This is a genomic window from Candidatus Ornithobacterium hominis (genome assembly GCF_900538215.1).
Taxonomy (GTDB): domain Bacteria; phylum Bacteroidota; class Bacteroidia; order Flavobacteriales; family Weeksellaceae; genus Ornithobacterium; species Ornithobacterium hominis.
On record NZ_UNSD01000005.1, the window covers coordinates 1 to 25,706 of the forward strand.

Genomic DNA, 25,706 nt, shown 5'->3' on the forward strand with positions numbered 1-25,706 from the left:
TCAGCGAAATTCACCATTGAATGTAAAAGTAGGGCAGACTTCCCTGATTCAAGGTTGGATGGAAGCACTAACGATGTTTGAGAAAGGCTCAAAAGTTTTTCTCATCGTTCCGTCAACATTGGGCTATGGGACACAGGGTGCTGGGCCAATTCCAGCGAATTCTACGCTTTACTTTGAATACGAGCCATTGAAATAGATGATAAAAAATCCCGAAAATTTTCGGGATTTTTTTTAGCCTTTAAAAAAAATCCTCTGCCTCAAAAAAAACAAATTTGCATAATTCAAAAACGTAAAATACATTTGCGGGCAGATTGAGAGAAGAGGAAAATCTCAACGAAAATTTTTAACAAAAAAATAACAAAATTTTAACAAATGAAATTTGTGAGTTTCAAAATAAAGTGTAAACACACACACACACACACACAAATAATGATCTAAACAACTCATTATCAGTAACTTATAATAATTTTTTGCTTCCCCGCGGGAGCGAACCGCAAAACCGTGCAAGAAAATCTTGTGCGGTTTTTCTATTTTCACCTGTGTGGAAGTAGTAATTTCTTCAAAAAAAGAAGAGCCTCACGGGTTGGGGCTCTTTCTAAAAGAAGAAGCAAAAACAAAGTTGAAAAAACAGCAAAAATTTAATTAAGAAAAGTATTAAATCAATAAAATATTAACCAAAAAAATTAAAACAAATGAAGAAATTATTACTTTCTTTCGTTGTATTGCCAGGGGCTTTAGCCACTGCCCAAGTAGGCATTAACACAGATGCTCCAAGTGCTACCCTTAATGTAAAAACGAAGGATGATGCCCAATCTCCTAAAAACTTGGAATTAGAGAACCAAGCAGGAACCAAGTTAGTCACAGTGTTGAATAATGGAAATGTAGGGATAGGCATTACTACACCTGTAACTCCCTTAGTTGTTAAAGGTGAAATATGGGGTTATTCTAACAATTTTGCTAATTTCACAGCATCAGGAAGAGAAGGGACTTCCTTTCCTGGTACAGCTTATGGTGGTGACATAGAACATTTTTTGGAACAATGGTCAAAAGGAATTAATGACCATAGCAAATTAGATTATATTAAAAAAGACCAATATATAGTAGGTTATATGGGGTATGACTACAAGGGCACAAGAGATCATTTACTTCCAGGAGAGTGGTCTGCTCCTCTTGGCGGAACAGGAATGCGTATCTGTGCAGATGGAGACCACTCCCTAAATAGCAAGCCTGGGCGTATAGAGCTTCTGACCACGCCTACGGATGGTATTTATACCCAGACCAGAATGATTATTAATAACGCAGGTAATGTAGGGGTGGGTACAGCAGAGCCTTCCCATAGAGTTCATATCAAAGCAGATGCAGACCCACTTAAATTAGAAGGCTTACAAGCTGGTACAGGAGAGACTTTGGTAGTAGATGCTAATGGTGTTATTAAGAAAGGAGTAGCAGCATCTACAGAAGCAAGTAAAGTAGCTTCTACTACCGCTATGGAATGTAACGCAGACAACAGAGGTAAGATGAACTTTATCCAAGGAGCGGATGGTAAGAGTGATGTCTTCGGTATTTGTATGAAGAATGCAAATGGTAGCTACTATTGGGGCTATATGGTAGGCGGCAATACCCCTACTAACGGAACTGGAGCTTTCGGTAGCGGATTATAATCAATTATCCTTGTCAAAGTGAGAGCTTTGGCAAGGATTTTAATTTTTTAATTATTCAACCCGTAGTGCATTATAAAAAAGGTTGCCCATGAGCCTCAAAAAAAACAAATTTGCATAATTCAAAAACGTAAAATACATTTGCGGGCAGGTTGAGAAGAGAAAAATCTCAACGAAAATTTTTAATAAAAAAAAAATAACGAAATTTTAACAAATGAAATTTGTGAGTTTCAAAATAAAGTGTAAACACACACACACACACACACACACACAAACAATGAGCTAAACAACTCATTATCAGTAACTTATAATAATTTATCGCTTCCCCGCGGGAGCGAACCGCAAAGCCGTGCAAGAAGATCTTGTGCGGTTTTTCTATTTTCACCTGTGTGAGAGTAGTAATTTCTTCAAAAAGAAGAGCCTCACGGGTTGGGGCTCTTTCTAAATGAAGAAGCAAAAAAAGTTGAATAAAAAACAGCAAAAATTTAATTAAGAAAAGAATAAATCAATAAAATATTAACCAAAAAAATGAAATAAATGAAGAAATTATTACTTTCTTTAGCCGTATTATCAGCGGTTGCGGTCACCGCTCAGGTGGGCATTAACACAGATGAGCCAAAAGCCATGCTAGACATCAGCGCAAAAGACGACCAAAAAGGTGACTTGCGCATACAAGATGTTGATAGATTATACGGAGTTGATTGGATTCTGACTTGGGATGAAAAAGACAAAAAGGTAAGAAAAATGTCGATTAAAGACATAGAGTGGGATATAAAAAATAAAGAGATAATTGATTACATTAAGGGTGCGGTAAAAAATCCAAATGAGGTCATAGAAAAGATAAGAAAATGCCCTGAAGATAGATTAGTATATGATAAATTATTTAGGAAAGATAATGGCAAGCATGATTTTGTGTATTGCGCTACAACTGCAACTGGTGTAACTGGTGTAACTGGTACTAGTTACATATGGCTCAACCTCAACCTTGGAGCAGAATACGCCAACATCCATAGTCCTCATTTTGAACCTACCGTTAGTAAAACAGGCACAGATGCCCATGAAGATGCTAAAACCTACGGTTCATTATACCAATGGCAGCGAGCGAGTGATGGGCATGAGTTTAGGGGTTCAGAAACTACCATAGATAAAGCCGATACTTGGACAGACACAGGCAAAGCAGCAGAGAAGTTTATTCTTTCTGACGATGGTCATTGGGTAAGTAATCCTTCACCAGACCTTAACTTGTGGCAAGGAGGAGCAGACAGAGTTAATAACCCTTGCCCGTCAGGTTACCATGTTCCGACTATAGAGGAGTGGCAGGAATTTCATCAGGCTGTAACGGGTAACTCTGATGATTCTAGTGGTCAAATGTGGAGTCAGACTAAGTTATCAAACCTTGCAGCTGCTGGCTACCATCCCTATGGCTATGATTCACTGATAGAAGTGGATTCTTACGGGGGCTACTGGACTAGCTCTGCTAAAGACGACCACGCTTATGGCTACTACTTCAACAGTGGCAACAACGGTACGTTCGCCGGAGTCCCATCTGACGGGTACAGCGTGCGTTGCCTCAAGGGTAGTAAAGTGGGAGATTAATGGCTTGAGACATGGGATGGTTTAATCTTAAAAAAAAACATAAGCATGAAAGTAAATCGTGCTTATGTTTTTTCATTTTATAGTGTTTTTTTTATTTCTTTCGCTTCGGAGTAAAAGTAAGAAGATTAACATTTAAAACTTGCCCCAGTAAGACTTTATTTGTATTTTTATAAGGCTAGAACGAAGCCATATTTTGAAGAAATTAGTTGATTTTTCTATATAAGCAATTGCTTAGGTAATTTCATTGACTGAAGATTCAGGGAGTTGTGAAAATAACTATATTGCCAATTCAAAAATTAGCCTTATGAAGATTAAATTTCATCTAAAATATTCAACGCATTTGGGCGAAAATATATTTGTCGTAGGAGATATACCAGAGCTTGGTAATGGTGATAAAAGTAAGGCTTTGCCCATGCAATTCTTTAACGAATCGGAATGGTATGTGGAGTTTGAAACGAAAAAGAAAAAATTTGAATACACTTATTTTGTCAGGAATTTAAAAGATTCAAGCATAAGAGAAGAATGGGCGCCGCATCATTTTGAGCGTCATATTCTGAGTAAAAACCTGATTGTGCGTGATTTTTGGAATATCCCCGTTTTGCCACAGTATAATTTAGGCACTACACTTTTTGATGAAATTTCATCACAATTTAAATCTCAGAATCTTAGAGCTTTAAAAAAGAATACGCATCGGTTTAAAATTCACTTCCCTGTTTTTAACCCACATCAAGTTTTATTGCTTACGGGCAATACACCAAAATTAGGTGAATGGAATCCCGAAAGAGGCATTGAAATGAAACCCGCAGGCAAAAATTTTTGGTATATTGATGTAGCAATGCCTGCGCTTCTTTGTGATTTTGAGTACAAATATGCTCTTTATGACAAAAGGGAGAAGAGCGTGAAATTTTTTGAGACGGGCGCCAATCGAATTGGGCACCCTGTGGGGGCGGAGGATGTGCAAATTTATAATGATGTTTGTTTTCGAGTCCCGGAATTAGACCGATGGCGACTCAGCGGGTTAGCAATACCAGTTTTTTCTATCCGAACGAAAGAAAGCTGTGGTGTAGGAGAGTTTTCTGACTTAAAAGCTTTAGGAAAATGGGCGAAAAATGCAGGTTTCTCATTAATTCAAATTTTACCAATCAATGACACCACGGCGCATTATTCTTGGCTAGATTGCTATCCGTATGCAGCGATTTCTGTTTTCGCATTGCATCCTATGTATTTGAGTTTAAAGGAATTACCTTATTCGCTCAACAAAAAAGAAATTTTAAGCCTTGAGAAAAAATCTAAAATTCTAAATCAATCTTCTGGAGTTGAATATGAAGCGGTCAATCAGTATAAACGAGATTTCACACAAAAATATTTCAAAAGAAATTGGCGAAAAATAGCACGTGATAAAGATTTTTTAAGCTTTAAAAAAAATAATAAAAACTGGTTGATACCTTACGCTGTTTTTTCTTCTCTGAGAGATGAATACGGAACGACTAATTTTGAGCAATGGCCAGCGTACCAGCAACCGAGCGAGGAGCTAATGAATTGCATCAATGATGAGCAACATTTGCTGCATGCAGCGGTGAATTATTACTGTTTTATTCAATGGATTTTGGATATGCAGTTGAGAGATGCGGTAGACTTTTTGCACCGAGAAGGTGTCGGGCTGAAAGGAGATTTGCCCATCGGGATTAGTCGCCATAGTGTTGATGCGTGGGAGCATCGGGAACTATTTCATATGAATCAACAGGCTGGCGCTCCGCCTGATGACTTTGCAGTTTTGGGGCAAAATTGGGAATTCCCAACCTATAACTGGGAGAAAATGAAAGATGATGACTACACGTGGTGGAAGAGCCGATTTCAGTTCATGGCAAGGTATTTTGATGCTTTCAGGATAGACCACATTCTTGGATTTTTTAGAATTTGGCAAATCCCGATGCATGCCACACAAGGGATTTTAGGTTATTTTGAGCCAGCTCTAGCATTCAGTGATGAAGAGTTGAGAGAAAGAGGAGTTAGCCTCAGTATCAAGCGTTTGACTCAACCTTTCGTCACTAAAGAAATTTTGAAACAAATTTTTGATAAAGAATTTGAAACAGCTGAAAATAAATATTTTAAAACTCTTGAAGATGAAATTTCTTTGAAAGAAGAATTCTCTACCCAAAGAAAAATTCAGCAAAATCTGGATTCCAATCATCCTCATTTTGAAATTTTAATGAATTTGGTAGCGAATGTTTTGTTCATAGAAGATGAAAATCGGGCAGAGCATTTCCACCCAAGATTTAATTTGATAGAAACTCTATCGTATCAAGATTTAGACGAGCATCACAAGCACGTTTTATATCTTTTGTACACCGATTATTTTTATCACCGCAATGAGAACTTCTGGAAAATAAAAGGTTTGGAGAAATTACCGATGCTGAAAAAAGCAACAAATATGCTCACGTGTGGCGAAGATTTAGGCATGATACCAAAAGTTGTTCCCGAGGTGATGCAAGAATTAGCCGTTTTAAATCTTGAAATTCAGCGGATGCCTGGGCGTGTTGATAAACTTTTTACACACCCAGCAGATTCGCCTTATCTTTGCGTGGTGTCTCCTTCTTCGCACGATACCAGTACGTTACGGCAATGGTGGAAAGAAAATCGAGCGGGGATAAAGTTTTTTTATAACCAATGGATGGGGCATGAAGGCGAGCCACCACAGGAGCTTAGCGAGCCGCTGCAAGAGGAGATTCTGCACCAGCATTTATTTTCACCAGCGATGCTAAGCATTATTCCGATACAGGAATTTTTAGGAATTGACTCAAGTACTAGAAATCTAAAAGAAGATGATGAGCGGATAAACATCCCGTCAGTTTTTCCGCATAAATGGGATTACCGAATGCACATCAGCGTAGAAGATTTAATTGAAAATAAAAAATTTACACAAAAACTAAATGCACTGAATCAGAAATGTGGTAGAATAAAAGGAGATATAATACAGTTTTGAAAATGATATTTTTTTTAAGGCTTAAAAAATATTTAAAAAAAAAGCCGTTTCTTGGTAGATGAGACGGCTTTTCTATTTCATTAAACTCAAAGGAAATTAAGTATGCATACCTCCGTCCACGCTTAGCACTTGGCCAGTGACGTAAGATGAAAGGTCAGAGGCTAAAAACAAACAAGCATTAGCGATGTCTTGTGGTTCCCCTCCTCGTTTCAGAGGGATATTTTGCACCCATTCCTCCACTATTTTTTCATCTAACTTTTCAGTCATTTCTGTTTTTATAAACCCAGGAGCAATGGCATTGCAGCGGATATTTCTAGAGCCTAATTCCAAAGCAACCGATTTTGTAAACCCAATCAGTCCCGCTTTGGACGCTGCATAATTAGCCTGCCCAGCATTTCCTTGAACGCCAACCACAGAACTTATGTTGATGATAGAACCACTCTTTTGTTTCAGCATTGGGCGAATTAAAGCTTTCGTTAAATTAAAAGCGCTGTCTAAATTCACCTGAATTACTTTTTGCCAATCCTCAAAACTCATGCGCATCAATAAATTATCTTTAGTAATTCCAGCATTGTTAATTAAAATATCGACTTGCCCGAAAACTCCTAAAACTTCCTCAATCAACTTTTGTGCAGCATCAAAATCCGATGCATCTGATTGGAAACCTTTGACTTTGTCGCCATATTTTTCTTCAATTTCGTCTGCCGCTTTTTTAGATGAAGCATACGTAAAAGCTACGCGGCAGCCATTTTCTACAAAAACTTCTAAAATTCCCTTCCCGATTCCGCGGGTAGCACCAGTAATGACGGCTGTTTTTCCTTCCAATAATTTCATTTTCTTGTTTTTATTTTTAAATTTTAAAATAGATGAATAAAGTTAAAAATTAAAAGTATAAATTTTTCACTTTTTTTAAAGCTTCAAAAATATTAATTTTACACTTATGCTAAATCACGAATGTATAAAAAATGCTTTGCACTGGCGTTACGCTGCAAAACAATTTGATTCGGAGCAAAAGATTGCTGAAGAAAAAATTTATCAATTGATGGAAATGGCTAATCTCACGGCCACATCTATGGGCTTGCAGCCGTTTCGTGTATTATGGATTAAAAATCCAAGAAATTTAAAAGATTTGGGAAATGCTACGTTTTATCAAAAGCAAATTTCAACCTGTAGTGATTTGATTGTTTTAGCTGCTAGGACTGATTTGGATGAAGATTTTGTGAAAGAAATGATTCAATTGATGGAGGAGGAGCGAGGTTTGCAAAAAGGTGATTTGCAGGATTATGAGCAGACGTGTATAAAATTTTTTAAAGGCTTAAAAAATTCAAATGAATTGCAACATTGGGTTGATAAGCAAATTTATATCGTTTTGGGGACTTTGCTTACAGCATGTGCTTTGATGCAAATTGATTCGTGCCCGATGGAGGGTTTTAAAAAACATGATTTAGATGAAATTTTAAATTTAGAAAAGAAAAATTTACGCTCTGTATTGTTGCTTCCTGTGGGAATTCGGACAGAAAAGGATTTTCTTTTGCATGAGAAAAAAGTACGAATCCCTTTAGATGAAATGTTAATTGAATTAAATTAAATGAGAAAATTAGAATTGCACTGGCAGATATTGCTGGGAATGGCATCGGGAGTCGTTTTTGGCTATTTAGTAACTTCATGGTCTGGGGGCAAAGATTTTGTGTCTGACTGGGTAGCCCCTGTAGGGACTATTTTCATTAATTTACTAAAATTGATTGCTATTCCGCTGATTTTGGCAAGTTTAGTCAAAGGAATTTCTGATTTAAAAGACATTTCGAAGTTCAAAAACATTGGGTTCCGTACGATTGGCATGTATATTTTTACAACAATCATAGCCATATCCGTTGGTTTAGGATTGGTCAACTTGATTGAGCCAGGTAAAGGTTTACCGCAAGAAACCATAAATCAGATGGTTTCTACGTATACCGATAATAGTGAGATTTCAGGGAAGATTTCAGAAGCACATCATCAGAAAGAGTCAGGCCCGTTGGACTTTGTTGTAGATATAGTGCCTGATAATATTTTTGCTGCGATGAGTGATAATGGCTCGATGTTGCAAGTCATTTTTTTCGCAATTTTATTGGGAATTTGTCTACTTTTAATTTCAGAAGAAAAAGCCAAGCCGCTCAAGATTTTTTTTGATTCTTTGAATGAAGTGATTCTAAAGATGGTAGATGTTATTATGTTGACAGCACCTTTTGCTGTTTTTGCACTTTTGGCGAACGTAGTTGCTTCTGCAGATAATCCTGAAATTTTAGAGAAATTACTTTTTTATACGCTTACAGTCATTTTAGGCTTAATTTTGATGATAGCTGTTTATCTTTTAATTTTATACATCGTTACCAAAAGGAGTCCATTTAGTTTTATACCCAAAATTGCACCAGCACAGCTATTAGCTTTTTCCACCAGTTCTAGTGCAGCAACTTTACCCGTCACCATGGAACGTGTCAGTGAACACGTGGGCGTAGATGAAGAGGTAAGTAGTTTCGTACTACCAGTAGGAGCAACCATAAATATGGACGGGACAAGTCTTTACCAAGCAGTTGCCGCCGTTTTTATAGCACAAGCATTGAAGTTTCCATTAGATTTTACGCAGCAATTGACCATCGTTTTCACAGCACTTTTAGCGTCCATCGGTTCAGCAGCAGTGCCAGGAGCGGGAATGGTGATGCTAGTGATTGTTTTAGAATCTATAGGATTCCCCTCAGATAGGCTAGCAGTTGGCTTAGCATTGATTTTTGCCGTTGATCGCCCGTTAGATATGTGCCGCACCGTTGTGAATGTAACTGGAGATGCTGTTGTGGCGACAGTCGTAGGGAAATCAGTTGGTTTGTTGCATCCGCCGATAGAGAAAAGATTAAAAAAAACTTATCGGTAGAAAAAATCTCTCGAATTCAAAATGAAAAAAATCATTATAATCCCTTAAAATTCCATCAAGTTTTTGAAATAAGCAAAAATCATATTTTTACATTCTGATTTAAATGCAGAATCAATTTTTTATTAACTAATTTTGTCCTAAATTTTTTAAGCCTTAAAAAATTTTTAAATAACGAATACCGAGAATCGATGCAAAGCAAAATTGGAAATCAAAAAAAGCACGTAATTCATTGAATTTCAAATATTTAATTATTTTCAAGAAAGGCGATTTAGAGCTAAACGATAGATTTTTGCTAAAAAATTAAAAAAGTGTAAATTTGCCTTCACTTTCTCACGGGATGTAGCTCAGTTCGGTTAGAGTGCGCGTCTGGGGGGCGCGAGGTCGCTGGTTCGAATCCAGTCATCCCGACTTTTTGATAAATAACGAACTATTATTTAAGTTAAAAATTAGTGAAAAACACAGAATTAAACCACCTATAAAAACTCAGCAATCAAGATTCAGCAGTTATTCACAATTTATCGCTTACCAAATTAATTGGATTTCAATAAAAATTTGTAAATTGTAGTGGTTAAATACAATTTCATGAATCGTAAAAATTTCATCGAAACCAATTTGCTCAGCAAGAACAATGCTCAGGTTTTTTCAAGATCTTGGTTTGCTTGTGCATATACACTTTTTGGCGAATTAATTTATAAATTATCACAAGAGCGTTTTTCATTTATTAAATTAGATTAAATAATAAAAAGATATAAACATGAATAAGCAAAATTACATCATACTTTTTATACTTCTTTTCGGAATTTCACAAGCTCAAAACTCAAGCAGTCAAGAACTCATTTTTAAATCACCAGCAGAAAAGTTCACGCAAGCTTTACCCTTGGGTAATGGCCGAATTGGAGCCTTGGTTTTCGGTGGAACACAGCAAGATAGAATTGCCTTGAACGAAATTTCACTGTGGTCGGGATGTCCCAAAGATGCAGATTTACCAGGCGCTTCTCAGTATTTAAAACCCATTCAAAAACTGCTGTTGGAGGGCAAAAATAAAGAAGCACAGAAGCTTCTTAATAAGCATTTTGTTTCCAAAAGATCTAAATTACCCGATGGGAGAGTGGAGTTCGATGCCTACGGAAACTATCAAACCTTTGGAGACCTGAAGATTAGTTATAAAGATTCATCGGATGTAAAAAATTATCACCGCCGATTGAATTTAGATTCAGCTTTAGCCGAAACAAAATTTTCTAAAGGCTTAAATAAAATTCAACAAAAAGTTTTTACAGACTTTCAAAACGATGTCGTTTGGGTAGAGCTGCTCGGAACCCAGCCCATGAGTTTCTCTTTAGCTTTATCTCGGGAAGAGAATGCATCTTTCAGCGTGCCAAATACTACAGAGATTCAAATGACAGGCCAGCTCAGCTGTGCAGAAGAAAAATACATGAAGTTTGCGGCTGTAGCACAAATTATGGAAAACGACGGAACGGCTAAAGTGAATCAAAATCAGCTAGAAATAGAAAATGCAACACAAGTTATCTTAGCCATCGCAATGCGTACCAATTATGATTATAAAAATGGTGGAGTAGTAGCAAATTACAGCCCTTTAGCTAACGCTAAAACAGATATTTATAAGCTAAAAAACACTAAATTTTCTCAAGCCTTAAAAAATTCTGCACAGCAATTCCAGCAACTTTATCATCGGGTACAATGGAAAACAAAATCAGAAAGTAAATTGCTTGAGAAATTAAGCACACAAGAACGCCTAGAGCGGTATGCAGCTGGAGAGAACGACCCAACATTAGCGATGCTCTATTTCAACTTTGGGCGTTATCTGTTGATTAGCAGTAGTCGTCCTGGCCTATTGCCAGCAAATTTACAAGGACTTTGGGCCGTGGAATATCTTACTCCATGGAATGGCGATTATCACACCAATATCAATCTGCAAATGAATTATTGGCCAGCAGCGGTGACTAATCTAGCTGAATTGGAGCAGCCACTTTTTCAGTTGACTGAAAATTTGGTAGAAAATGGTAAAAAAACAGCTCAAAATTATTACAATGCTCGTGGTTGGGTCAATCATATGAAGACCAATCCGTGGTTTGTAACGGCACCAGGCGAGTTTGCCTCTTGGGGCAGTTCTTTGACGGGTGGCGCTTGGCTTACAACGCATATTTGGGAGAACTACCGCTTCACCCGAAACAAAGAACTTTTGGAGCAGTATTATCCCGTAATCAAAGGTGCAGCGCAGTTTTTGCAAGATATTTTGATTGAAGAACCTCAAAACCAATGGCTGGTCACAGCACCCTCTAATTCCCCAGAAAATACTTACATTCAGCCTAATGGCTACCGAGGAGAAACGGTAATGGGGCCGACGATGGATATGCAAATTGCAAGAAATGTTTTTCAAGCAGTTATAGAATCTTCTAAAATTTTGGGTAAAGATCAGGCTTACGCTGATTCTTTAACAATAGTGAGTCAGAGATTAGCTCCCAACCAAATTAGCCCAAGCGATGGAGGTGTTCAAGAATGGCTAGAAGATTGGCCCGCCGCAGACCCGCACCACAGGCACGTGAGTCATCTGTTTGGTTTACACCCGTTTGATGAAATCAATCGCCAAACGCCAGCGCTTTATAAAGCAGCAAGAAAAACCCTCGAGATGCGTGGAGATGAGGCTACGGGCTGGTCTAAAGCATGGAAGATTAACTTTTGGGCACGCATGGGCGATGGTGACCACGCCTTAGTGCTTCTAAAGAATTTACTGCACCCGATTGAATATCCTAAAAATGGAAATAAACACAGCAGTGGCAGTGGTTCTTATGCCAATTTATTTGATGCACATCCGCCATTTCAGATTGATGGGAATTTTGGTGCAACAGCAGGTATTGCAGAAATGCTATTGCAAAGCCATGGCCCGATGGAGTGTATTCGGTTTTTACCAGCTTTGCCACATTCGCCCGATTGGGAAAATGGTGAAATCATGGGTTTGAGAGCCCGTGGAAATGCTGAAACCTCTTTTGCTTGGGAGGATTTTAAATTAAAATCAGCCACTATCACAACAGGTGAAAATCAAAAATATTTTGTTGAAATTCCTGAAGGTTTGAATCTATATTTAAATGATAAAAAAGTAAAGGTTGAAAAAGTAAATGTAGATTTTGAAAGTCACCCCATTATTAGCTTTTGGGCAGAAAAAGGGAAAACATATACGATTAAGTAAAACAAATTTGCATAATTCAAAAACGTAAAATACATTTGCGGGCAGGTTGAGAAAAGAGAAAAATCTCAACGGAAAAATTTTAACAAAAAAATAACGAAATTTTAACAAATGAAATTTGTGAGTTTCAAAATAAAGTGTAAACACACACACACACACACAAGTAATGAGCTAAACAACTCATTATCAATAACTTATAATAAATTTTTGCTTCCCCGCGGGAGCGAACCGCAAAGCCGTGCAAGAAAATCTTGTGCGGTTTTTCTATTTTCACCTGTGTGAAAGTAGTAATTTCTTCAAAAAGAAGAGCCTCACGGGTTGGGGCTCTTTCTAAATGAAGAAGCAAAAAAAGTTGAAAAAAAACAGCGAAAATTTAATTAAGAAAAGAATAAATCAATAAAATATTAACCAAAAAAATTAAAACAAATGAAGAAATTATTACTTTCTTTAACCGTATTATCAGCGGTTGCGGTCACTGCTCAGGTGGGTGTTAACACAGACCAGCCAAGTGGCACTCTTGATGCTGCTTATATAAATCCTCAGGAAGCCCCTGCGGGTACAAAATGGGCAAACCCAGCAACTCCTCAGGGACTTCATTTACCAAATGTTAGCACAGCTCAGCGCTCACAATTTGAAGATGTGAGAGAAGGAATGATGATTTATAATACCGATAAGCAGTGCCTTGAGGTGTACCTTGGGGTAAGAAGCGGTGCCCACCAGTGGGAATGCATCCCCAATGTAGGGAACAAATCATCACAAGGCGTATCAGTATCGCCAGCAGGTTTCAGGGGGAAATTTATGAGAGGCGAGAAATTATCAGGCGCCAGCGTAAGTTTTACCATTACCAACAATGGATTCTCTCCCATTACCGATATTGACTTCTCTGATGCCGTTGGGGTAGAACATGAAGGGATAATAATAGAAGCAGATGGCTCAGCCAACAGCAACGTTAGCCTAAAAGGACACGAAAGCAAAACTTTGACGTATACGCTTAGCGGGACGCCGCGGGCAGGTCAGCTTACGGCTATCTTCAACAAATTTGGATTAAGTGCAGAGCAGCAATTAACGGTAGGCAAAGGAAATGCAAACCTGCAAAACCAAGAGCAGTATATCGTGTCGTTTGCCCATGATGGCAAGACCATACAAGGTAATATAGACAATGCAAGTAATCAAATTAGCCTCAAAATTCCTTACACCAATGGAAAAGGAAGTTATGAAGCTGTAAACATTGAGAAAACCACCGCCCCAGGGCAAGGAGGAGATTCCAAGAAAATCACGCTTAGAATCCCCGCAGGGAACTTTGCAGTGCAAGGCGAGTTGACTGCGACGCTAGAGGTAGAAAAAAATGAGAGTTACCAAGTTAAGCAGATGGCACCAGAGAAAAGTTACGACATTGTGACTTATGATATTGATATAAACGGGAGCAAATCCAAAGTTATCATCAAAGGAACAGGTGGTATCCCAGACAAGAATTTTGGCAAAGAAACCAACGGAGCGTTGCGCCACCAGTTTGTTTACGTGCCCGTTACCGTTACAGGAGCGAATGGTTATAATAAGACATGGCTCAACCTCAACCTTGGAGCGGCGTATGCAGACATAAATAATCCTAATTTTAACCCGAACGTTAAAAAAACAGGCGAAGCTATCCACAGCGACGAAAATCTCTACGGTTCATTATATCAATGGCAGAGAGCGAATGATGGGCATGAGTTTAGGAATAAACTCACTGCCCCTAAAAGAGCCCCAGATTGGAAAGACGCGGGCAGTTCAGCAGGGAAGTTTATTGCTGGAGGCCATAATTGGGTAGCGAATGGTGAAAATGCATCAGGTTCAGATTTAGAGTTGTGGAGAGCAGGAAGAGATAATAACCCTTGCCCGTCTGGTTACCATGTTCCGACTGTGGAGGAGTGGCAGGAATTTCATCAGGCTGTAACGGGTAGCCGTTCTGGTGTTAAAACTAATCAAATGTGGACACAGGATAAGTTGCCAAACCTTGCAGCTGCTGCCTACCGTTTCTTTTACCTTGGTCAGCTGAACGGCACCAAGGATTCTAGCGGGTTCTACTGGAGTAGCTCTTCTAGCTACGGGCGCAGCGCTCACCGCATGAGCTTCAAAAGTAACCTCAGCGGTGTGCGCAGCAGCAGCGCCCGAGCTAACGGGTTCAGCGTGCGTTGTATTAAAGATTAATCCTGCGCTAAACTAGCAAGGGTATTCAATAGAGAGAGAAGTATGATATCGCAAATTAAAACCAAATTTAGCCGTAGTTTGGGCAATAGATTATGGAGTCATCTACCTAAAAATAGATTGGTAAAAATGATTTACATTCCATCATCATCTCTGTTCAGCTATGCTTAGGCTTGTCCTATTTTAGCAACTGAATTTTAAACCAAAAAACACCTCAACTTGGGGTGTTTTTTTCTTTATGAATAAAAATTATCGGCATGAAATTTAATTTTTAATCACCCATAGTGCATTTACTAGGCGAGGTATTTTTTTCACACTTTCACGCAATGCCAGCATAAATTTGTAACTTGCACAAAATTTTGATGAATGAAGAAGATCGTTTTAATCTGTACCGTTATAATGGCGGTAGTAGCGTGCAAAAAAGAAAAATTTGAAGGAAAAATAGTTGGCAAAAATGAAAATGGAGAGGAACTCACCGTAAATGCCCAGGGAGATACCATTACATTGAAGGAGGCGGAAGCGCTGCAAAAAACTGATACAACAGAAGAAACAATGACTACTGCCGAAACAGAAAAAGTCGAGAAAAAGACGGCTTTTCAGAAGAATGAAGACGGGACTTATTCTTTCCAATTTAATTTAGAAAAAGGGCAAACCTACCCATTCAAAGTTTCGACTAACACCACGAGTACACAATCAGACGGTAAAAACAGTCAACAAATCTCCCAGATTTCTACCAACGAACTCTCGTATGAAGTAATAGAGGAGAAGTTGCAAAGTTATGTACTGAAAGTAACTTTCAAAAGATTTCAGGAAAAATCAAGTATGCAAGGAGAGTCCATCGGGTTTGATACCAATGCAGGGAAACCAACGAATGAAATGGCTGCGCAGCAATACGAATTCTTCAAAACAATCGTAGGGAATTCTTACACGATGGAGATTTCAAAAAACGGTAAAGTACTGGACATTGATGGTTTGGCTCCGATTCGAGAAAAAGTGAAATCGAAATTAGCAAAAGGCTTAAGCGAAGAAGAGAAAAAAGGCCTAGACCAAATGTTGCAAGTTTCTCTCAGCAAGCAAGCGATGGAAGCCATGTTCTTAGAATCCATTGGTTACTACCCTACTAAATCAGTGAAAATCGGGGAAAGTTGGGAGATGAATAATTCAACAGATAATGCTAAAGCTCAAATGAAATATACGCTTAAAAATGTAGCTGATGATCAGGTTGATATACAAATTTCTGGCTCGAGTAGCGGTAGAGATTCCAATACTTTGGAGCAAGGGGTGAAAATCTCCAGAAGCATTGAAGGGAATGTTACTGGAACAGCAAAAATTGATGCCCGATCTGGTTGGCTTAACCAAGCGACTATTGAGAAAAAAGAGGTTTTGAAAATCACTCAAGAATACCAAGGGCAAAAACAAAATATGTCTTCCACTACTAAATCTACCACTAAGGTTAATTAAAGATGGGCTCATTTTTTAAAATATTAATCCTATTTTTAGTCCTGTATTTGATTTATTCTTGGATTTTAAAAATTTTTAAGCCTTTAAAAAAAGAGAAAAAATCTGGTAAAGAGGTGCGAATTTTTAAAACCAAAAATGTAGAAGATTCTAAATATGAAGTCGAGGCGGAAACCGTAGAATATGAAGAAATTATTACAGAAAAACCAAAAGAATAATTTAATTTATGCTGCAATCATGCTCATCGTTTTTGCAGTATTTTCTTTGGCATACAATGCGCCAGTCATCACGGGGGGTATGGCTTTGTCTCAGCCAGATATTATCAATTACAAAGGTAGCGCAGAAGAAATGCTCCAATATCAGAAACAAACAGGTGAAAACATTTACTGGTCTGATGCCATGTTTGGCGGAATGCCCACCTACCAAACGGGCGCTAGCTATGATGGCTACTGGGTAAAAAAAGTAGACGAAATTTTTCGCTTTTTGCCACGCCCTGCAGATTATCTTTTTATTCTCTTAGGTGGATTTTTCTTTCTAGGTTTCGTACTTTTCAGAAACTGGAAGTATGCTGCATTGAGTGCTTTTTTATTCGCTTTAGGGACTTATTTTTTCATCGTTATTGAAGCTGGGCACAATGCTAAAGTCCATGCCATCGCCTACTTTGCACCGTTTATGGCTGCGTTGATACTCATTTTTAGAAAAAAATACATTATAGGATTTCTTCTTGCCACGCTATTCATGGCGCTAGAGCTCTTGGCAAGTCATCCGCAGATGACCTACTATTTTGGTTTTGTAGTACTTTTTTATTTCATTGCTGAATTTTTTGAAGCCTTAAAAAATCATTCCATCAGAGATTATTTTATCAAAAGTTTATTAGCCATTTCAGCAGTGGTGCTAGCATTTGGAATGAACAGTAGCCCGTTGATGGCAACGCAAGAATACACGCAATTTTCTACCCGAGGAGAAAATGACGTTACTTTGTTTGAAGATTCCAACCCGAGTGGTCTAGATAAATCTTACATCACCCATTGGAGCTACGGGAAACTAGAAACCTTAAATTTATGGATTCCAAACCTCATGGGTGGCGGCTCAGTGGCTGATGAGGAAAGTAAACCGAATTTGAAGAAAGCTCTAGAAAATAATGTTCGTTCGCCAGAAGAATATGATTATTACCAGCAATATTTATATTATCTGCCAACCTATTGGGGCGACCAACCCTTCACGAGTGGCCCAGCGTACCAAGGAGCTATCGTCGTTTTTCTTTTTTTGTTAGGCTGCATCATTGTGCCAGGCAAATGGAAGTGGTGGCTACTAAGCTCAACGCTTTTCTCGATTTTTCTATCGTGGGGGAAAAACATGATGTGGCTCACTGATATATTCATCGACTACGTACCTTTGTATGATAAATTTAGAGCCGTTTCTTCGATATTAGTCATTGCTGAATTTACGATGCCACTCTTGGCCGCCTTTGCAATTTATTATATATTCAAAAAAGAATTTTTAAAGCCTTTAGAAATTTATAAAAAAACACTATATGTATCTTTAGGAACTTTAGGAATTTTATTAATTCTCTATTTCGTTGGGCCAAATTTATTCAGTTTTGCAACACCAGTAGAAGCGCAATTACCCACATTTGTAGCCAATGGAATCAGAGCTGACCGCGTAGCTTTATTTCAAGCCGATACGCTGAGGACTTTCATTTTCGTAGCCTTAGCTGCGGGATTGATTTTAGCATATTTTAAAAAACATATCAAATCCAAAGAAATCGTCATCGCAGGAATCGCTGTTTTGACGATTATAGACCTGTGGGGAGTGAATAAAAGATACCTAAATAATGAAGATTTTATACCTAAGCAATGGGTTGAAAATCCATTTCCTACAGAAGTTTCTCAGCGACTCCTGAATGAAGCGCAAAAAGGCTCACCAGCACTGATGCAAATTGCGCATAAGATTCCAGTCAATCATTTACTTAATGAGTTGAAAAAGCAAAATCCTGGGCATTACAGGGTTTTTAATACGATTTCTAGTACATTCAACGAAACTCAAACTTCCTATTTTCTGCCTTCGTTGGGCGGATACCACGGAGCGAAACTCCAGAATTACCAAAATGTGATTGATCTATATTTCTCTAACGACAGCATACAAATGAAAAAACTTGGGATTTTGAGCGGGAGAGAAAACATTTTAAACCTATTGAACACCAAATTTGTAGTGGTAGGAGGAGCTCAAAAACCTCAGTTGATTCAAAATCCAGCCGTGGCTGGGAATGCGTGGTTTGTTTCTCAAGTTTTGCCACAAGAATCAGCAGATTCAGCCTTGGTGAAAATTGGTAAAATTGATATAAAAAACGTAGCTGTAGCTGGAGCAAAAGCGCTGAAATTCTCCAATGAAAATGCTGAAATTAACTTAAAATCTTACCACCCGATGAAGTTGAGCTATGAAAGTAAAAACGAACAATCGGGCTATGCCGTTTTTTCAGAAATTTATTACCCCAAAGGATGGAAAGCATATATTAATGGAGAAGAAGTTGAAATTTTACAGACAAATTATTTTCTGAGAGGATTAGAAATCCCAGCAGGAACGAATCAGATTGATTTTGTATTTGAACCACAAGTGATTCAACGAGGCAAAACAATGATGCTAGCTTCCAATATCATTTTTATTCTTTTGGTTTTGGGCGGAATTTTTTATCATTGGAAAAAAAATCGCTCTAAAAAAGAAGATGAGATTGAAATTTCTAAAAATTAATTATCTTTAAACCCACTAAAATTTTAATTATGGATTATTTGCCATTTGAGGAGCCGATAAAAAGCCTATATGAGAGTTATGAATCTTGCAGACTAGAAGGTGAGCAGAAGGGCGTGGATACCAGAGCGAAATGTATAGCAATAGAGGATAAAATTTTAGCTAAAAAAAAGCAGATTTACAGTAAATTAACGCCATGGCAACGGGTGCAGTTGTCTCGTCACCCCAATCGACCATATGCCTTGGATTTCATCTATGGATTGACCAAAAATACCTTTATAGAACTACATGGTGACCGAAATTTTGCCGATGATAAAGCTATGGTGGGAGGTTTTGGTAAAATTGATGAGCAGACATTTATGTTCATCGGCCAGCAGAAAGGGAAAAACACCAAACAACGCCAGTATCGTCGCTTTGGGATGTCAAACCCCGAGGGTTACCGCAAAGCAATGCGTCTGATGAAATTGGCTGAAAAATTTGGAAAGCCCATAGTCACTTTTATTGATACACCAGGTGCGTATCCAGGCTTAGAGGCAGAGGAAAGAGGGCAAGGACAAGCCATCGCTCAGAGCATTTATGAGATGATGAAACTAAGTGTTCCCGTGATTTGTATCGTAATTGGTGAAGGTGCATCAGGAGGAGCCTTAGGCATCGGTATAGGGAATCGAGTCTATATGCTAGAAAACACTTGGTATTCTGTCATATCACCAGAGAGCTGTTCCTCTATTCTGTGGCGAAGCTGGGATTATAAAGAAACAGCTGCAGAAGTACTGAAGTTGACACCGCAAGACATGAAAAAACAAGGAATCATTGACGGAATAATTCCTGAACCATTGGGCGGAGCGCATTATGATTACTATGAAACCTTTGATAATGTAAAAAAGGTCATTAAAAAAGAATTTCTAGACCTTCAAAAATTAAGTCCAGAAAAATTGGCAGAAGAAAGGCAGAGTAAATTTCTTGATTTCGGAATTTTTAAAGGCTAAATAGAATTTAAAAAAAATCTATTGCGGATAAAATGAATGTTTAGAAAGTGGGTTTAGTAATCCACTTTTTTTTAATTTTGCTCTCCCATGAACGAAACACAAAGTAAAACTCAGGCATCTTTTTCCATTCCCAAAAAAACTTCATCTTCAGCAGAACGAGGCAAAATGCCACCGCAAGCCATTGATTTAGAAGAAGCAGTTTTGGGCGCTATGATGATTGACAAAAAAGGTTTGAATGAAACCATCGAAATCTTACAAGAAGATTTTTTCTACCGTCCTCAGCATCAGAAAATCTTTAAAGCGATAGCGACTTTATTCAATGAATCTGAACCGATTGACCTTTTGACGGTTTCTAATCAGTTGAGAAAAAACGGAGATTATGATAGCATAGGAGGAAATTACTATTTGGTTGGCTTGACCCAAAAGGTAGCTTCCTCTGCCCATATTGAGTTTCACGCACGGGTGATTCAAGAAAAATATGTACTACGGAAATTGATTGAAATTTCATCAAGCATCATTGATAAAGCTTATGATGAAACGACAGATATTTTTGAACTTTTGGATGAATCAGAATCAGAAATCTTTAAAATTACAGATGGAAGTTTAAAGTCAGAGTACAAAGATTCAAAATCTTTGGTATACCAAGCAATTGAGCAGATTAAAGCCATGTCTGAGAAAGAGGGCCTAAGTGGTGTGCCATCTGGGTTTAGAGATGTTGATAAAATTACGAGTGGTTTTCATCCATCAGATTTGGTGATTTTAGCAGCTCGCCCAGGTATGGGTAAAACGGCATTTGTACTTTCGATGGCAAAAAATATTACCGTTGATTATAAAATACCAGTGGCAGTGTTTTCATTAGAAATGTCAAGTATTCAGTTGATTACGAGGCTTATTGTTGGCGAAACAGGTATTGATAACGAAAAAATAAAAAAAGGAAATTTAACGGATGCCGAGTGGAAGCAACTCTATACCAAGGTAAAAAAATTAGAAAACGCACCGCTTTTCATTGATGATACACCAGCGCTGAATGTTTTTGATTTACGAGCAAAATGCCGAAGATTGGTTTCGCAACACGGCGTGAAAATGATAATTATTGATTACCTCCAGTTGATGACAACCAAAGATAAATCTAGTGGAAATCGAGAGCAGGAGATTTCGACAATTTCTCGAAGTTTGAAAGCGATTGCTAAAGAATTGGAAGTTCCAGTGATTGCACTTTCTCAGTTATCTCGAGCAGTAGAAACACGAGGAGGAAGCAAACGCCCTTTATTATCTGATTTGAGGGAATCTGGAGCGATAGAGCAAGATGCAGATATTGTGTCGTTTATTTACAGACCTGAGTATTACAAAATCCCAACTTGGGACGATGAAGAACAGAGCCCAACGGAAGGTCAAGCGGAATTGATTATCGCAAAACACAGAAATGGAGCTTTAGAAAACATCCGTTTACGATTCATCGCAGAGCAAGCAAAATTCATGGACTTAGCGGAGTCTACCAGCTTCAGCAGTGGCCCCATGGAATTACAGAGCAGTATGAATAATGATGATTTTGAATTACCAAACATTAATCCGTTAGATTCCTTTGGGATAGATGATTACTCTAATGATGATGATAACGAAGTTCCTTTTTAAAATTTTTTAAGGCTTGAGAAAATTTAAACAAAAAATTAAAAAACCGTATCCCAAAGAATTTTTAAATCTTTCATGAAATTTTGATTTCTCACATAAGCCTTGTTGATTTCCACTTTATCACGCCACAAAACTTCATCATTGAATTTTTTAGGATCGCTTTGCTTATTGAGAATTTCACGCTCATTTCTATACTTTAGTTGTGTAGGGCCTGTGATGCCAGGCTTCACAGAGAGAATTATTCTGTCTTCGCCCTCCAATTCATCAGCATAACCAGCAACATCAGGTCTAGGGCCTACAAAACTCATCGTTCCGTTCAAAATGTTTAGAAGCTGGGGCAATTCATCCAATTTATAGCGCGTAAAGAAACGACCTGATTTCGTCAGTTGATGTGTTTTTTCGGTAGTGATAGGATCCGTGTAATGTCCTTTTAAAGTCCTTATTTTAAACATTTTAAAAGGCTTAGCGTTTTTCCCGATTCGAGTGTGAATAAAAAAGCCATTTTGCCCCGTGTCCCAGCTCGCAATCAGCCACATCAGGAGCATCGGGAAAGCAAAGACGGCCAACAGGATGGAAGCCAATGTGTAATCAAAAATCGGTTTTAGTCCCATATCTTAAGACAAAGATAAAAACACATATTTTCTAAGGCTTAAAAAATTTAAAATAAATTTTCTTAAATATTTTTTTTAATTCATCATAAAGTTAACAAAGAATTGGGCTCGCCATTCACCCATTACTTGTTCAAAAAAACTTATCTTTGCCATCCTTGAATTTGAGGTATGTCTAAATTATTACAAAAAGAAATTCAGAAAAGAAAAACCTTCGGGATAGTCTCTCACCCTGATGCTGGCAAGACTACACTTACCGAGAAACTTCTGCTTTTTGGTGGAGCGATACAAGAAGCAGGAGCAGTGAAATCCAACAAAATCAAAAAATCAGCAACTTCTGATTTTATGGAAATCGAGCGACAGCGTGGGATATCGGTAGCGACTTCTGTTTTAGCATTTGAATATAAGGGTAAGAAAATCAATATTTTAGACACACCTGGGCACAAAGATTTTGCTGAGGATACTTACCGAACTTTGACGGCGGTAGATAGTGTGATTGTTGTGATTGATGTTGCCAAAGGAGTTGAAGAACAGACGGAAAAATTGGTAGAAGTTTGCCGAATGCGTAACATTCCCATGCTTGTTTTCATCAATAAATTAGACCGTGAAGGGAAAGATGCCTTTGATTTGCTTGATGAAGTAGAGCAGAAGCTCAACCTGACTGTTACGCCGCTTTCTTGGCCCATTGGCATGGGCGATCGCTTCAAAGGTATTTATAATATCTGGGAAAAAAACATTCAACTTTTTTCTTCCCAAAACAAGCAAAAAATAAGTGAAGGGATTGAGTTTGAAGATCTTGCTACCCCAGAACTGAATCAAATCTTAGGCGATGAGGCGGCAGAAACTTTACGCGAAGAAGTTGACTTAGTTACAGGAGTCTACCCTAATTTCAGCAAAGAAGAATACCTCAAAGGGCAACTGCAACCCGTATTTTTTGGCTCAGCACTCAATAATTTTGGGGTGCGTGAGTTGCTCAATGCCTTTATAGATATAGCACCAAATCCGCTGCCCAAAGAGAGTGATGTGCGAATCGTGGAACCGACTGAAGAGAACTTCACAGGTTTTGTCTTTAAAATTCATGCAAATATGGACCCCAAACACCGAGACCGATTAGCCTTTGTGAAAGTGGTTTCGGGAAAATTTGAAAGAAACACACCATATTTACACGTTCGCAACGGTAAAAACCTGAAATTTAGTAGCCCAAATGCTTTTTTTGCCGATAAAAAAGAAATTATAGATGAGAGCTTCCCAGGCGATATTGTAGGTTTGCATGACACGGGCAACTTCCGCATTGGGGATACGCTAACGCAAGGTGAGGAATTGCAATTCAAGGGAATACCAAGTTTCTCTCCTGAGCACTTCCGCTACGTGAATAATGCTGACCCGATGAAAGCCAAGCAATTTGAGAAAGGAGTAGACCAGCTGATGGATGAAGGCGTTGCCCAGCTTTTTACGCTAGAATACAACAACAGAAAAATCATCGGGACCGTTGGGGCACTGCAGTTTGAAGTTATAGAATATCGGCTAGAGCACGAGTATAATGCCAAAGTGAGCTACGAAAATATCAATATACACAAAGCATGTTGGGTAGAGCCACAAGATGAGAATTCAGAAGAGTTTAAAGAGTTCTTGCGTGTGAAACAAAAATACCTAGCTCGAGATAAATACAATCAGCTAGTCTTTTTGGCTGATTCAGCATTCACGATTCAAATGACAGAACAAAAGTACCCAAGCGTGAAATTACACACCGTCAGTGAGTTTTAAGAGAAAAAAATTTTAAGCCTTAAAAAATTTTAAGAAAAACAGAACTTTATTTTTTAAGGCTTAAAAAAAATATTGTTTTTCCTGTACCAATCTACAAATTTTTGAATTCCAGTAGAGAAATCTGTAGTTGGCGCATAGCCGATTAGTTTTTTAGCTTTTCTGATGTCAGCATTGGTCAAATTCACATCGCCAGGTTGCATTGGCAGATGATTCAGCAGCGCTTTTTTGCCCAAAGTTGCTTCAATGCTAGCTAGCATTTCGCTTAATTTCACCACTTGGTTTTCACCTAAATTCAGCGTTTCGTACACGTTTTCGTTTTTCTCTATATAATCCAAGGCTTTTAAAATTCCTTGAATAATGTCATCAATATACGTGTAATCTCTAGCCGTAGAACCATCACCATAGAATGGAATTTGCTCGCCATTTTCAATCAAATTAGTAAATTTATGAATTGCTAAATCTGGGCGTTGGCGGGGTCCGTAGACGGTGAAAAAGCGCAATAATAGCATGTCTATTTCATGTAAATGATGATATACATGGGCTAGAATTTCTCCTGACTTCTTGGTCGCAGCATAGGGCGAAATAGAAAAATCTACTGGGTCGCTTTCTGCAAAGGGAGTTTTAGCATTATTGCCATAAACTGAGGAGGAAGAAGCAAATAATAATTTTTTAACCTTAAAATTTTTTAAGGCTTCAAAAATATTTAGACTTCCCTTTACATTAACTTCTTCGTAGCGCAAAGGCTGCTGAATTGATGGCCGAACGCCAGCTAAAGCGGCTAAATGAATTACCGCATCTATGTGATGATTTTCAAAAATTTTAAAAATAGAATCTCTGTCAACGATATTGGCCGTGTAGAGTTTAAAGTTTGGAATATCTTTCTGAGCAAAGCATTCAATATCCTCCCATTTATCTCCTTTGATTTCAGCTGAAACTCCCGTTGCGGCCTGTAAATTTTTTAATTTAATGGAATAATCATAAAAATCATCAAAATTATCTACCACAATAACTTGATGTTTTTGAATTAAATTCTCGACCAAATGTGAGCCAATAAATCCAGCTCCGCCAGTGACTAAATAAATTTTCATTTTAATTTTGAATAAAAGATTTAGGAACAATCATTTTGATGAATTTATCATTGAATAAAACCTTGATAGTTTTTGTTTTACCTTGGTATTCGCCATCTACTTGTAGGTGCACAGGTTTTTTCGTTTTTACAATCAGATTACGGCAAGGCATAATGCGAACGATTTCGGGGCTGGGCTTATCTTTACCGAGATATAGGCGCAGGGCTTCCATCAGAGAAAATTTCTCGACTTGCACCAATTCAAATTGATTGTCATCCAATTTTCCGTTGGGGTTGATAGCAAGACCAGTGCCATAGCCCGTTGCGTTGCAAAATACCAACATATAAAATTTCATTTGGTACTCTTCATTATCTATGTAAATTACTGCTTTAGAGGCTGTTTGATTGAATGATACACTCACGAAAGCTTTTAAGTAACCTAAGAAACCACGGCGTTTTTGTTTCTCAAATCGCCGCACAATTGAGGCATTCAAGCCAATATCTGCCAAATGTATGCAGAAGGCACCATTGACTGTCAAAGAAGAAACACGGTGTGTTTGGTTTTCCTTTATCGTCTCCAAAGCGTGGAAAATACCTTTATCTAATTCTAAATTTTTAGCCAAGCCATTTGCTGAACCCGTAGGCAAAATACCCATGTGTGTAGAGCTGCCATACAAAATTTCTGCAACGAAACGCACCGTACCATCTCCGCCAGAAGCTACTACGGTATCGTAGTGATTTTGCTTGATTTCTTTTTGGAGTTCTATTGAAGCGTTGGCAGACCAGTTGGGCGTGTGGTAAGCGACAGAAATTTCTGGAAATTGTGAAAAATAAGCTTCAATTTCCTCTTTATAATCTTTATCTTTAGGGCCGGAAGCCGGATTCAGTACAAATAAAATTTTTCGACTGTCCATAACAGAAA

18 protein-coding genes and 1 tRNA gene are annotated in these 25,706 nt (G+C 38.1%); 15 read left to right on the top strand and 4 right to left on the bottom strand.

Translation table 11 applies throughout. The annotated features are described in order from the left end of the window. The 4 genes from D5J18_RS05120 to D5J18_RS05135 form a co-directional block, all read left to right on the top strand. A partial coding sequence (locus D5J18_RS05120) for an FKBP-type peptidyl-prolyl cis-trans isomerase (RefSeq protein ID WP_133298105.1) occupies positions 1-196 on the top strand: 196 nt, incomplete at its 5' end. Between the two features lie 496 nt (positions 197-692). Next, complete coding sequence (locus tag D5J18_RS05125) at positions 693-1,661, top strand: hypothetical protein (protein WP_119057948.1); 969 nt, start codon at positions 693-695, stop codon at positions 1,659-1,661. A gap of 534 nt (positions 1,662-2,195) precedes the next feature. Next, positions 2,196-3,254: an FISUMP domain-containing protein gene (locus D5J18_RS05130; protein ID WP_119057949.1), complete on the top strand. Its 1,059-nt coding sequence runs from the start codon at positions 2,196-2,198 to the stop codon at positions 3,252-3,254. 304 nt (positions 3,255-3,558) lie between these two features. After that, positions 3,559-6,237, top strand: a complete 2,679-nt coding sequence (locus tag D5J18_RS05135; protein WP_133298106.1) for a 4-alpha-glucanotransferase — start codon at positions 3,559-3,561, stop codon at positions 6,235-6,237. A gap of 96 nt (positions 6,238-6,333) precedes the next feature. Here the strand turns inward: D5J18_RS05135 and fabG are convergent, their stop codons facing one another. Further along, a complete protein-coding gene (gene fabG / locus D5J18_RS05140; RefSeq protein WP_119057951.1) occupies positions 6,334-7,071 on the bottom strand; it encodes a 3-oxoacyl-[acyl-carrier-protein] reductase in 738 nt (245 codons plus the stop codon). A gap of 106 nt (positions 7,072-7,177) precedes the next feature. On the opposite strand from fabG, the gene D5J18_RS05145 reads away from it, so the two are divergent. The 10 genes from D5J18_RS05145 (at position 7,178) to dnaB (ending at position 21,349) form a co-directional block, all read left to right on the top strand. Continuing rightward, positions 7,178-7,825 carry a nitroreductase family protein gene (locus tag D5J18_RS05145; RefSeq protein ID WP_119057952.1) on the top strand — a complete coding sequence of 216 codons (648 nt, stop codon included), beginning with the start codon at positions 7,178-7,180 and terminating at the stop codon, positions 7,823-7,825. After that, on the top strand, positions 7,826-9,142 hold the full coding sequence (locus D5J18_RS05150; protein WP_119057953.1) for a dicarboxylate/amino acid:cation symporter: 1,317 nt from the start codon (positions 7,826-7,828) through the stop codon (positions 9,140-9,142). A gap of 333 nt (positions 9,143-9,475) precedes the next feature. After that, positions 9,476-9,550, top strand: a tRNA-Pro gene (locus D5J18_RS05155). Positions 9,551-9,724: 174 nt separating this feature from the next. Further along, positions 9,725-9,877: a glycoside hydrolase family 125 protein gene (locus tag D5J18_RS08810; protein ID WP_165844964.1), complete on the top strand. Its 153-nt coding sequence runs from the start codon at positions 9,725-9,727 to the stop codon at positions 9,875-9,877. Positions 9,878-9,896: 19 nt separating this feature from the next. Continuing rightward, positions 9,897-12,347 (top strand): glycoside hydrolase family 95 protein, encoded by a 2,451-nt coding sequence (locus tag D5J18_RS05160; RefSeq protein ID WP_260377541.1) that lies wholly within the window; start codon positions 9,897-9,899, stop codon positions 12,345-12,347. 423 nt (positions 12,348-12,770) lie between these two features. Further along, on the top strand, positions 12,771-14,531 hold the full coding sequence (locus tag D5J18_RS05165; protein WP_119057954.1) for an FISUMP domain-containing protein: 1,761 nt from the start codon (positions 12,771-12,773) through the stop codon (positions 14,529-14,531). 363 nt (positions 14,532-14,894) lie between these two features. Further along, positions 14,895-15,989: a DUF6263 family protein gene (locus tag D5J18_RS05170; RefSeq protein ID WP_133298107.1), complete on the top strand. Its 1,095-nt coding sequence runs from the start codon at positions 14,895-14,897 to the stop codon at positions 15,987-15,989. Positions 15,990-16,169: 180 nt separating this feature from the next. Then, entirely contained in the window at positions 16,170-18,734 is a 2,565-nt protein-coding gene (locus tag D5J18_RS05180) for a YfhO family protein (protein ID WP_119057957.1), read from the top strand. A gap of 29 nt (positions 18,735-18,763) precedes the next feature. Continuing rightward, positions 18,764-19,717, top strand: a complete 954-nt coding sequence (locus D5J18_RS05185) for an acetyl-CoA carboxylase carboxyltransferase subunit alpha (RefSeq protein WP_119057958.1) — start codon at positions 18,764-18,766, stop codon at positions 19,715-19,717. 87 nt (positions 19,718-19,804) lie between these two features. Then, on the top strand, positions 19,805-21,349 hold the full coding sequence (gene dnaB / locus D5J18_RS05190; RefSeq protein ID WP_119057959.1) for a replicative DNA helicase: 1,545 nt from the start codon (positions 19,805-19,807) through the stop codon (positions 21,347-21,349). A 35-nt stretch (positions 21,350-21,384) separates the two neighbouring features. On the opposite strand, the gene D5J18_RS05195 is transcribed toward dnaB, so the two are convergent. After that, positions 21,385-21,957, bottom strand: coding sequence for a sugar transferase (locus D5J18_RS05195; RefSeq protein WP_119057960.1), 573 nt, complete (start codon positions 21,955-21,957; stop codon positions 21,385-21,387). A 168-nt stretch (positions 21,958-22,125) separates the two neighbouring features. Here D5J18_RS05195 and D5J18_RS05200 point away from each other — a divergent pair, with 168 nt between their 5' ends. Next, on the top strand, positions 22,126-23,718 hold the full coding sequence (locus D5J18_RS05200; protein ID WP_119057961.1) for a peptide chain release factor 3: 1,593 nt from the start codon (positions 22,126-22,128) through the stop codon (positions 23,716-23,718). Positions 23,719-23,771: 53 nt separating this feature from the next. Here D5J18_RS05200 and D5J18_RS05205 read toward each other — a convergent pair whose 3' ends face one another. Together D5J18_RS05205 and D5J18_RS05210 are read right to left on the bottom strand one after the other, a co-directional pair. After that, on the bottom strand, positions 23,772-24,806 hold the full coding sequence (locus D5J18_RS05205) for a GDP-mannose 4,6-dehydratase (protein WP_119058136.1): 1,035 nt from the start codon (positions 24,804-24,806) through the stop codon (positions 23,772-23,774). Between the two features lies 1 nt (position 24,807). Continuing rightward, positions 24,808-25,698 (bottom strand): diacylglycerol/lipid kinase family protein, encoded by an 891-nt coding sequence (locus D5J18_RS05210; RefSeq protein ID WP_119057962.1) that lies wholly within the window; start codon positions 25,696-25,698, stop codon positions 24,808-24,810. Between the last annotated feature and the right edge of the window lie 8 nt (positions 25,699-25,706).

What these genes read in the sequence shown, in the direction of transcription:
- D5J18_RS05195 (WP_119057960.1), bottom strand. Translation starts at nt 21,957, where the DNA reads ATGGGACTAAAACCGATTTTTGATTACACATTGGCTTCCATCCTGTTG.
- D5J18_RS05180 (WP_119057957.1), top strand. Translation starts at nt 16,170, where the DNA reads ATGAAGAAATTATTACAGAAAAACCAAAAGAATAATTTAATTTATGCT.
- D5J18_RS05210 (WP_119057962.1), bottom strand. Translation starts at nt 25,698, where the DNA reads ATGGACAGTCGAAAAATTTTATTTGTACTGAATCCGGCTTCCGGCCCT.
- D5J18_RS05185 (WP_119057958.1), top strand. Translation starts at nt 18,764, where the DNA reads ATGGATTATTTGCCATTTGAGGAGCCGATAAAAAGCCTATATGAGAGT.
- D5J18_RS05130 (WP_119057949.1), top strand. Translation starts at nt 2,196, where the DNA reads ATGAAGAAATTATTACTTTCTTTAGCCGTATTATCAGCGGTTGCGGTC.
- D5J18_RS05200 (WP_119057961.1), top strand. Translation starts at nt 22,126, where the DNA reads ATGTCTAAATTATTACAAAAAGAAATTCAGAAAAGAAAAACCTTCGGG.
- fabG (WP_119057951.1), bottom strand. Translation starts at nt 7,071, where the DNA reads ATGAAATTATTGGAAGGAAAAACAGCCGTCATTACTGGTGCTACCCGC.
- D5J18_RS05135 (WP_133298106.1), top strand. Translation starts at nt 3,559, where the DNA reads ATGAAGATTAAATTTCATCTAAAATATTCAACGCATTTGGGCGAAAAT.
- D5J18_RS05165 (WP_119057954.1), top strand. Translation starts at nt 12,771, where the DNA reads ATGAAGAAATTATTACTTTCTTTAACCGTATTATCAGCGGTTGCGGTC.
- D5J18_RS05150 (WP_119057953.1), top strand. Translation starts at nt 7,826, where the DNA reads ATGAGAAAATTAGAATTGCACTGGCAGATATTGCTGGGAATGGCATCG.
- D5J18_RS05160 (WP_260377541.1), top strand. Translation starts at nt 9,897, where the DNA reads ATGAATAAGCAAAATTACATCATACTTTTTATACTTCTTTTCGGAATT.
- D5J18_RS05170 (WP_133298107.1), top strand. Translation starts at nt 14,895, where the DNA reads ATGAAGAAGATCGTTTTAATCTGTACCGTTATAATGGCGGTAGTAGCG.
- D5J18_RS05205 (WP_119058136.1), bottom strand. Translation starts at nt 24,806, where the DNA reads ATGAAAATTTATTTAGTCACTGGCGGAGCTGGATTTATTGGCTCACAT.
- D5J18_RS08810 (WP_165844964.1), top strand. Translation starts at nt 9,725, where the DNA reads ATGAATCGTAAAAATTTCATCGAAACCAATTTGCTCAGCAAGAACAAT.
- dnaB (WP_119057959.1), top strand. Translation starts at nt 19,805, where the DNA reads ATGAACGAAACACAAAGTAAAACTCAGGCATCTTTTTCCATTCCCAAA.
- D5J18_RS05125 (WP_119057948.1), top strand. Translation starts at nt 693, where the DNA reads ATGAAGAAATTATTACTTTCTTTCGTTGTATTGCCAGGGGCTTTAGCC.
- D5J18_RS05145 (WP_119057952.1), top strand. Translation starts at nt 7,178, where the DNA reads ATGCTAAATCACGAATGTATAAAAAATGCTTTGCACTGGCGTTACGCT.